This window comes from Plasticicumulans sp. (genome assembly GCF_035331805.1).
In the GTDB taxonomy this organism is placed as follows: Bacteria; Pseudomonadota; Gammaproteobacteria; order Competibacterales; family Competibacteraceae; genus Plasticicumulans.
Window position 1 is genome coordinate 1 of sequence record NZ_DAOLKE010000151.1, and the last position, 8,354, is coordinate 8,354.

Below are 8,354 nucleotides of genomic sequence, written 5' to 3' on the forward strand. Positions count from 1 at the left end.
CCGTACACGGCCGTGCCGGGCGCACCGGCGACCGCCGTGGCGCCGGCAACCTGCGTGCCGGCGGCAATCTGCGCGCCGGCGGCAACCTGCGTGCCGGCAGCGGCCGCTGCAGTACCAGTCGTGGTGCCGGCGGAACCGGCCGGCCCGGAGGGCACGGCGGTGAGCGCGACGGTGCCGCCCTGCTCCTGCTGCTGGCGTTCGGCCCAGGCGGCATCGATATCGAAGGCGAGCAGCGCCGCGGCGTTCGGGAAGCGGTCCTCGGGCGCCTTGGCGAGCATCCGATCGAGCAGCGGCTGGAAGCGCGCGAGCGCCGGCGGCAGCGTCGGGATCGGCGCGCTCAGGTGCATCAGCGCCGTCGAGAAGCTGTCGGTGCCGCGATACGGCAGCGCGCCGGTCAGCAGCTCGTAGAACATCACGCCGAGCGAATAGAGGTCGGAGCGGCCGTCGAGGTGGGCGCCGCGCGCCTGCTCGGGACTCATGTAGTTCGGCGTGCCGACCGTGAAGCCGGCCGAGGTGAGCTGCGTGCCGTCGTCGAAGGTCTTGGCGATGCCGAAGTCCGACAGCACGGCGGTGCCGTCGGCGCGGTACAGGATGTTGGCGGGCTTCACATCGCGGTGCACGAGGCCGCGCGCATGGGCGTAGCCAAGCGCCCCGGCGATCTCGCGCATGACGGCCAGCGCCTGCTCGGGCGGCAGGCCTTCGCGGCCGATGCGCTCCTTCAGCGTGCCGCCGTCGACGTACTCCATCGCCATGTAGTAGCGGCTGCCATCGTTGCCGATGTCGTAGATCGCGACGATGTGCGGATGCTGCAGCTTCGCGAGCGTTTTGCCCTCGCGCAGGAAGCGCTTGCAGAACTCTTCGTCGACCGCGAGGGTCGGTGCCATGACCTTCAGCGCGACACGCCGGTCCAGCGAGCGCTGGGTGGCGAGATAGACGGCGGCCATCGCGCCGGCGCCGAGCTCGCCCTCGATGTCATAGCCCGGAATTTCGATGTCCATCCGGTTTGCTGCCCCCCGGCCTGCACAGGGCCGCAGATTTGCGGCGAGGCCGGATTATCGGTGCCGTAACCGCAGCACGCCAGCCGGCATGCCGGCGCATTTGCCCGGACGGCGACGGTGCGGATAATGCCGCCACCCTTGCGCCCGGCGACTTCGCCGGTCGCGCTCACGTCCTCCCGAGGAGATTCCCCTTGAAGAACTTCCTGCTGAACGCCCCGCGCGTCGCCCTGCTCGCCGTCGCCCTCGCCGGCTGCAGCACGTTCTCGTCGTCCGGCGGTTCGGGCAGCAGCACGTCGGCCCCGGCCGCCGAGGTCAAGCCCGAAGTCGCCGAACAGCTCAAGGCGCTGCGCGCCGAGGCCGACAAGGGCAATCCGGCCGCGCAGACGCGGCTCGGTCTGGTCTATGCGCGCGGCGAGGCCGGCGTGCCGGCCGATCTGACGCAGGCCACGCAGTGGTTCCGCAAGGCGTCCGACCAGGGCTTCCCGCCGGCGCAGACCAATCTCGCCGTCGCCTACCTGACCGGTCAGGGCGGCGTCACGCAGGACCCGGCCGAAGCCGCACGGCTGACGCGCGCCGCCGCCGACAAGGGCTGGCCGCCGGCGATGACGCAGCTCGGCTTCATGTACGGCAAGGGCGTCGGCGTGCGTCAGGACTGGAAGGAAGCCGAACGCTGGCTGAAGCTCGCCGCCGACAAGAACGACGACAACGCCAAGCGCCTGCTCGCCGAACTGAAGCAGATGCGCGCGCAGCAGGGCGGCGGCGCACCGGCGCCGGCAGCCCCGCCGAAGAAGAAGTAAGCCCGCCCCCTGCCCTCAGCCGGCCCCGCCCTCCGGGCCGGCTCCGGGCTCCGGCAGGTCGCGCCAGGCGGTATCCGGCGCCGGACAGGCTTCGGCCAGCCGGTCGCGGACGAAGCCCTGCAGCCACACGTCCAGCGGCAGCCCGGCCGCTGCAGCGGCGGCCTGCGCGCGCGCCAGCGTGTCGGCATCGAGTTCGAGGCTCAGGCGTGCCGTCGTCGTTTCCGTGCCCGTTTCCTGCACCGTTGCCGTCATCGCGATTGCTCCTCAGACCGAGGCGCCGTCGTAGTGCGCGACTTCGAGGGCATCGAGGTCGACGCCGTCCAGACAGCGCACGTTGATCGCCAGGCGCTCGACGCCGGCCGGATCGGTGGCCGCGCCGAAGGTGCCGCAGCCGCAGTGCGCGCAGAACTGGTGGCGCACGGTCGCGGAGCCGAAGGTGTAGGTGGCAATGTCGGCTTCCGGCGTCAGCAGCCGCACGTCGCTGCGCGCGACGAACCACAGCAGGTGGCCGCGCCGGCGGCACAGCGAGCAGTTGCATTCGACGACGCGCGTGATGTCGCCGTCGACCTCCCAGGCGATGCGGCCGCAGTGGCACTGGCCGTGGTAGGTGCTCATCGTCCGGTCTCCGTCGGCAGCGCGGACTTGCGCCGTGTCAGACCATAGACCGCACGGCGCGGGCGGGAGGATGCGGGGCTTTGCGAAGCGCCGGCCTCAGGGCGCGCCGAGGGCGCCGATCCACAGCGCCGCGGCGGTCAGCGCCCCGTAGAGATTGGTGGCGAGGATGGTCGTGCGGATCGCCGGAGCCAGCTGCGACGGGGTTTCGGCGTGCTCGGCCAGCGCGCGTGCGACCTGGCGCCACAGCGGTGCCAGCACGAACACCGCGAGCGCCGGCCACGGCAGCGCACCACTGGCGACGGCGAGGCACTGCAGCGCGTAGACCGCGCCGATCAGCGCCGGAAACAGCGCCGCCGCCCGCACCGGCCCGAGGCGCACGACCCAGTGGTGCTTGCCGGCGAGCGCATCGGCGCGCCGGTCCGGGAACTGGTTCACGTACAGGATCGCGGTCACCGCCAGCGCGAAGCCGCTGCCGGCGAGCAGCGCGCTCCAGACGAAACCGCCGCGCACGACGCAGTCGGCCCCGGCCGCGACCAGCGCGTAGCAGAGCGCGACGGCCGGCTCGCCGAGCCCGTGCGCATTCAGCGCCAGCGGCCGCGCCGAATAGCCCCAGCCGAGCACGACGCCGAGGAAGCCGATGCCGAACAGCGCCGGTGCGCCGCGCACGAGCAGCAGCAGGCCGCCGGCGATGGTCAGCGCGAACAGCGCGAGCGCCAGCACGAGCATCGCGCGCTCGCCGAGCACGCCGTTCTGGATCACGCGCGAACCGCCGGTGAACGGATAGATGCGCTCGGTGTTGGCGGCATCGCTGCCGTTGCGCGCATCGGCCCAGTCGTTGATGACGTTGACGGCGGCGTGGCAGATCAGGGCCAGCAGCAGCCCGGCCAGACTGGCTGCGGGCAGGGCATGGCCGTCGCGCACGGCGGTGCCGAGGCCGATCAGGTACGCAAACAGCGTCACCGTCAGGAACGGCAGGCGCACCGCCTGCAGGCAGCGCAGCGCGAGCGGCGTGCCGGCGTCGGCACGGGGTTCGGCGGGAACGGGCGGCATCGGGGGGCATCCGGGAGGCGGGGGCGGAACGCGCCAGTGTACGGGAGCCCGGTGCCGGTTCATGGGGGCGTACACCGCGGTTTCCCGCTGGTTTCCGGCATTTGCACGCCGGATCAGACCCTTCCGCGTCAGGATCGCTATACTGCGCGCCTTTTTTCACAGCCGCCGGCTTACGCCCTCATGACCGATCAGCCCATCCGCATCCGCCGCGCCCTCGTCAGCGTCTCCGACAAGACCGGTATCGTCGACTTCGCCCGCGAACTCGCCGGTTTCGGCGTCGAAATCCTCTCCACCGGCGGCACCGCGAAGCTGCTCGCCGAATCCGGCGTGCCGGTGGTCGAGGTCTCCGACTACACCGGCTTCCCGGAGATGATGGACGGCCGCGTCAAGACGCTGCACCCGAAGGTGCACGGCGGCCTGCTCGGCCGGCGCGGCGTCGATGAGGACGTGATGGCCGAGCACGGCATCCCGCCGATCGACATGGTGGTCGTCAACCTCTACCCGTTCGCGCAGACGGTCGCGAAACCCGGCTGCACGCTGGAGGACGCGATCGAGAACATCGACATCGGCGGCCCGACCATGCTGCGCTCGGCGGCCAAGAACCACGCCGGCGTCACCGTCGTCGTCGATGCCGCCGACTACGGCCGCGTGCTCGATGAACTCAAGACCCAGGACGGCGCGATCGGCCACGCGCTGCGCTTCGACCTCGCGGTCAAGACCTTCGAGCACACCGCGCGCTACGACGGCATGATCGCCAACTACCTCGGCGCGATGATCGAGCACGGCCGCCCCGAAGGCTTGCCGCGCACCTTCAACGTGCAGTTCCGCAAGGCGCAGGAGATGCGCTACGGCGAGAACCCGCACCAGCACGCTGCCTTCTATGTCGGCCACCACCCCGAGCCGGGTTCGATCAGCTCGGCGCGCCAGCTGCAGGGCAAGGAACTCTCGTACAACAACATCGCCGACACCGATGCCGCGCTCGAATGCGTGAAGCAGTTCGACGCGCCGGCCTGCGTGATCGTCAAGCACGCCAACCCCTGCGGCGTCGCGGTCGGTGCGACGATCCTCGAAGCCTACGAACGCGCCTATGCGACCGACCCCGAATCGGCGTTCGGCGGCATCATCGCCTTCAACCGCGAACTCGACGCCGCGACCGCGCAGGCCATCGTCGGCCGCCAGTTCGTCGAGGTCATCATCGCGCCGGCCGTGTCCGCCGAAGCGCTGGCGGTCACGCAGGCGAAGCAGAACGTGCGCGTGCTCGACTGCGGCGCGTGGACGGTCACGGCCGTGCCGCGCCTCGACTACAAGCGCGTGACCGGCGGCCTGCTGGTGCAGGATGCCGACCTCGAACTGCACGGCGAGCTGAAGATCGTCACGCAGCGCGCACCGAGCGACGCCGAGATGCAGGATCTGCTGTTCACGTGGCGGGTCGCGAAGTTCGTGAAGTCCAATGCCATCGTCTACGGCAAGGACAACGCCACGATCGGCGTCGGTGCCGGCCAGATGAGCCGCATCAACAGCGCGCGCATCGCCGCGATCAAGGCCGAGCACGCCGGCCTGCCGGTCGCCGGCTCGGTGATGGCCTCCGACGCCTTCTTCCCGTTCCGCGACGGCCTCGATGCGGCCGCGAAGGCCGGCATCCGCGCCGTGATCCAGCCCGGCGGCTCGATGCGCGACGCCGAAGTCATCGCCGCCGCCGACGAGCACGGCATGGCCATGGTGTTCACCGGCATGCGCCACTTCCGGCACTGATGACCGGCCGGGGCGTCGCGGCATAGGCTAGGCCGCGACGCCGCCCCGACGAGGACCGCTCCGATGCTCGATTCGCTGACGATCCGGAATTTCCGGCTGTTCGAGGATCTGACGATCGAGCGGCTCGGGCGGGTGAATCTGATCGTCGGCAAGAACAATTCGGGCAAGAGCTGCCTGCTGGAAGCCATTGAACTGCTGGTCAGCGGTTTCAGTCCGCAGGTGGTCTTCGGCATCCTGGAGCGGCGCAGCGAATATCAGGCGCCGCTGACTTCCTCGCGCCCGGAACGTCTGGCGCCGGCCCGCAACAGCGACCCGCATCCGGTTTCAAACCTGTTTTTCGGTCGCAGCCTCGAACACACTTCGATCCGGCTGCAGGCGGATGCCGGGAAAAACCGCATCGACCTGCGCGTCGATGCCGCGTATTACGCGGACAATGATCGCCATCGCCCCGAATATCTCGGCCCGCAGCCCGTGATCGGCGCGGCCAATCGCCGTTTCCTGCAGATTCATCGCCTTGCGGACGGCAATGAATCACCACGGCCCCTGCTGCCCCTCGATCTCGACCTCGCCGAAGCCGTCAGCCATCTGGGCACCTCCGGCGGACCGGCGATCGTGCAGGTGTCCGCCACCGGGCTGTCCGGCGACGATATCGGGCGTTACTGGAATGCACTTGCGCTGCAGCCGCTGCAGCGTCGGGTGGTTGCGGCCCTGACGGCGGTCTTCCCGGAAATCCTCGATGTGACGGTCAACTACGATCCGGACCTCGGGGAATACCTCATCCGGGTGCGACTCGCCGACGGCGGCATCACCACGGTCAATTCGCTGGGTGACGGCGTACGCCGGCTGTTCGGCCTGCTGCTGGCCGTGACTGCAGCCCGCAACGGATTCCTGCTGATCGACGAAATCGAGATCGGCCTGCACTGGTCGGTACAGCAGGCGCTGTGGCAGTCGCTGTTCACCTTTGCCGAAGACCTGGACGTGCAGGTATTTGCGACGACCCACAGTGAAGATACGGTTTCGGCGTTTGCATCGGTCTGGAGCGGGCACGAAGATGCCGGTGCCTTTCACCGCCTGCAGCAGCATCCAAAAACCAGAAAGGCCACGATTCACACGTATGAACTGGAAACGCTGTCCGGTTCGCTCGAAACCGACAGCGAGGTGCGCTGAATGACGCGCTGGCAAGACGAGCGGAGCAAAAGGAACTGGCTGCGCCAGGGAGATGCCACGAAGATACTGCTGGTCGAAGGTCAGGATGATGCACATTCGATCATCGCCCTCTGCGAAGCGCACGACCTGGCCGACGGGCTGTTTTCATTCTTCGTCTGCGACAGCGTTTCGAAGGCGCTTGCCAAGCTGGACTTCCTGATCTCCGACGCCGAACCAAGAACCGCTGTCGGCATCGTCGTCGATGCCGATGAGGCCGGCACGGCAGCACGGTGGGACGCCATCCGCAGCAAGCCGGAAATCCGCCGCCATTACTCTCTGCCGCCTGCTCCGGATGCAGAGGGCACGATTGTTCCGGGCACGGACGTATTGCCAGCGCTCGGCATCTGGCTGATGCCCGACAACGCCAGTCCCGGCATGCTCGAAGACTTCCTGCTGCATCTGGCACACCCGGACGGCATCGCCGCCGCCCGCGATACCGTGGCCGGCGTGCGCGGCCAGCCCTGGGCACCGTTTCGCGACGTGCATCACAGCAAGGCCGTCATCCATACCTGGCTCGCGTGGCAGGACGAACCGGGCAAGCCGCTCGGCCAGTCGATCACCAGCCACGCGCTGCGTCCGCATACTCCCATCGCCCTTTCCTTCACCGACTGGCTCAAGAGGCTCTTCAACGCATGAACGTCCTGATCATCGGCGGCGGTGGCCGCGAGCACGCGCTGGCCTGGAAGGTCGCGCAGAGCGGTCGCGTCAAGAACGTGTTCGTCGCGCCCGGCAACGCCGGCACCGCACACGAGGCCAAGTGCACGAACGTGCCGGTCGCGGCCGACGACGTGGCCGGGCTGCTGGCCTTCGCGCGCGACAACCACGCCGGCCTCACCATCGTCGGCCCCGAAGCACCGCTGGTGCTCGGCATCGTCGATGCCTTCCGGGCCGCCGGCCTCAAGTGCTTCGGCCCGACGCAGGGCGCCGCCCAGCTCGAAGGCTCGAAGGCGTTCACGAAGGACTTCCTCGCCCGCCACAACATCCCGACCGCCGCCTACGGCGTGTTCACCGAACTCGAACCGGCACTTGCGTACCTGCGCGAGCGCGGCGCGCCGATCGTCGTCAAGGCCGACGGGCTCGCCGCCGGCAAGGGCGTGATCGTCGCGCAGACGCTTGAAGTCGCCGAGGCCGCCGTGCACGACATGCTCGCCGGCAACGCCTTCGGCAGCGCCGGCAGCCGCGTGGTCATCGAGGAATTCCTGAGCGGCGAGGAAGCGAGCTTCATCGTCATGGTCGACGGCGAGCACGTGCTGCCGATGGCCACCAGCCAGGACCACAAGGCGCGCGACAACGGCGACCAGGGGCCGAACACCGGCGGCATGGGCGCGTACTCGCCGGCCCCGGTGGTGACGCCGGCGGTGTTCGACCGGGCGATGAGCGAGGTCATCCTGCCGACCGTGCGCGGCATGGCCGCCGAAGGCCATCCGTACACCGGCTTCCTGTACGCCGGCCTGATGATCGCCGCCGACGGCACGCCGAAGGTGCTCGAATACAACTGCCGCTTCGGCGATCCGGAAACGCAGCCGATCCTGATGCGGCTGCGCTCCGACCTCGTCGACCTCTGCGAAACCGCGCTGGCCGGGCAGCTCCACGAAGTCGACACCGAATGGGACCCGCGCCCGGCGGTCGGCGTGGTCATGGCCGCCGGCGGCTACCCGGACGCCTACCGCAAGGGCGATGCGATCCTCGGCCTGCCCGAGTCCGAAATCGAGGACGCCAAGTTCTTCCACGCCGGCACGACACTCGCCGACGACGGCCGGGCAGTCACGAGCGGCGGCCGCGTGCTGTGCGCAACCGCCCTCGGCGACACGGTCGCCGACGCCCAGACCGCCGCCTACAACCTCGCCAAGCGCGTGTACTGGGACGGCGTCTACTACCGCACCGACATCGGCTGGCGGGCGATCGCGCGGGAGCGCAAGAAGGGGGGCGGGAGGAA

General features: G+C 69.5%; 9 protein-coding genes. 5 read left to right on the forward strand and 4 right to left on the reverse strand.

From position 1 onward, the window contains the following. On the reverse strand, nucleotides 1-998 hold a 998-nt coding region (locus tag PKE44_RS11475; protein WP_324551227.1), incomplete at its 3' end, for a serine/threonine-protein kinase. Nucleotides 999-1,189: 191 nt separating this feature from the next. On the opposite strand from PKE44_RS11475, the gene PKE44_RS11480 reads away from it, so the two are divergent. Then, nucleotides 1,190-1,795: a tetratricopeptide repeat protein gene (locus tag PKE44_RS11480; protein ID WP_324551229.1), complete on the forward strand. Its 606-nt coding sequence runs from the start codon at nucleotides 1,190-1,192 to the stop codon at nucleotides 1,793-1,795. A 15-nt stretch (nucleotides 1,796-1,810) separates the two neighbouring features. Here PKE44_RS11480 and PKE44_RS11485 read toward each other — a convergent pair whose 3' ends face one another. The 3 genes from PKE44_RS11485 to PKE44_RS11495 form a co-directional block, all read right to left on the reverse strand. Further along, a complete protein-coding gene (locus PKE44_RS11485; protein WP_324551230.1) occupies nucleotides 1,811-2,047 on the reverse strand; it encodes a hypothetical protein in 237 nt (78 codons plus the stop codon). Nucleotides 2,048-2,059: 12 nt separating this feature from the next. After that, a complete protein-coding gene (locus PKE44_RS11490; RefSeq protein ID WP_324551232.1) occupies nucleotides 2,060-2,410 on the reverse strand; it encodes a GFA family protein in 351 nt (116 codons plus the stop codon). Nucleotides 2,411-2,506: 96 nt separating this feature from the next. After that, nucleotides 2,507-3,460 (reverse strand): prenyltransferase, encoded by a 954-nt coding sequence (locus tag PKE44_RS11495; protein WP_324551234.1) that lies wholly within the window; start codon nucleotides 3,458-3,460, stop codon nucleotides 2,507-2,509. A 180-nt stretch (nucleotides 3,461-3,640) separates the two neighbouring features. On the opposite strand from PKE44_RS11495, the gene purH reads away from it, so the two are divergent. The 4 genes from purH to purD all read left to right on the forward strand — a co-directional run. Then, nucleotides 3,641-5,212: a bifunctional phosphoribosylaminoimidazolecarboxamide formyltransferase/IMP cyclohydrolase gene (purH, locus tag PKE44_RS11500; protein WP_324551236.1), complete on the forward strand. Its 1,572-nt coding sequence runs from the start codon at nucleotides 3,641-3,643 to the stop codon at nucleotides 5,210-5,212. A gap of 63 nt (nucleotides 5,213-5,275) precedes the next feature. Further along, nucleotides 5,276-6,379, forward strand: a complete 1,104-nt coding sequence (locus PKE44_RS11505; protein ID WP_324551238.1) for an AAA family ATPase — start codon at nucleotides 5,276-5,278, stop codon at nucleotides 6,377-6,379. After that, complete coding sequence (locus PKE44_RS11510) at nucleotides 6,380-7,054, forward strand: DUF3226 domain-containing protein (RefSeq protein WP_324551240.1); 675 nt, start codon at nucleotides 6,380-6,382, stop codon at nucleotides 7,052-7,054. Further along, nucleotides 7,051-8,354, forward strand: a 1,304-nt coding sequence (gene purD, locus PKE44_RS11515) for a phosphoribosylamine--glycine ligase (protein WP_324551242.1), incomplete at its 3' end; no start/stop codon positions are given. The genes PKE44_RS11510 and purD, both read left to right, overlap by 4 nt.

Coding starts and splice junctions, on each gene's coding strand:
- PKE44_RS11490 (WP_324551232.1), bottom strand. CDS start 2,410: ATGAGCACCTACCACGGCCAGTGCCACTGCGGCCGCATCGCCTGGGAG.
- PKE44_RS11505 (WP_324551238.1), top strand. CDS start 5,276: ATGCTCGATTCGCTGACGATCCGGAATTTCCGGCTGTTCGAGGATCTG.
- PKE44_RS11495 (WP_324551234.1), bottom strand. CDS start 3,460: ATGCCGCCCGTTCCCGCCGAACCCCGTGCCGACGCCGGCACGCCGCTC.
- PKE44_RS11485 (WP_324551230.1), bottom strand. CDS start 2,047: ATGACGGCAACGGTGCAGGAAACGGGCACGGAAACGACGACGGCACGC.
- purH (WP_324551236.1), top strand. CDS start 3,641: ATGACCGATCAGCCCATCCGCATCCGCCGCGCCCTCGTCAGCGTCTCC.
- PKE44_RS11510 (WP_324551240.1), top strand. CDS start 6,380: ATGACGCGCTGGCAAGACGAGCGGAGCAAAAGGAACTGGCTGCGCCAG.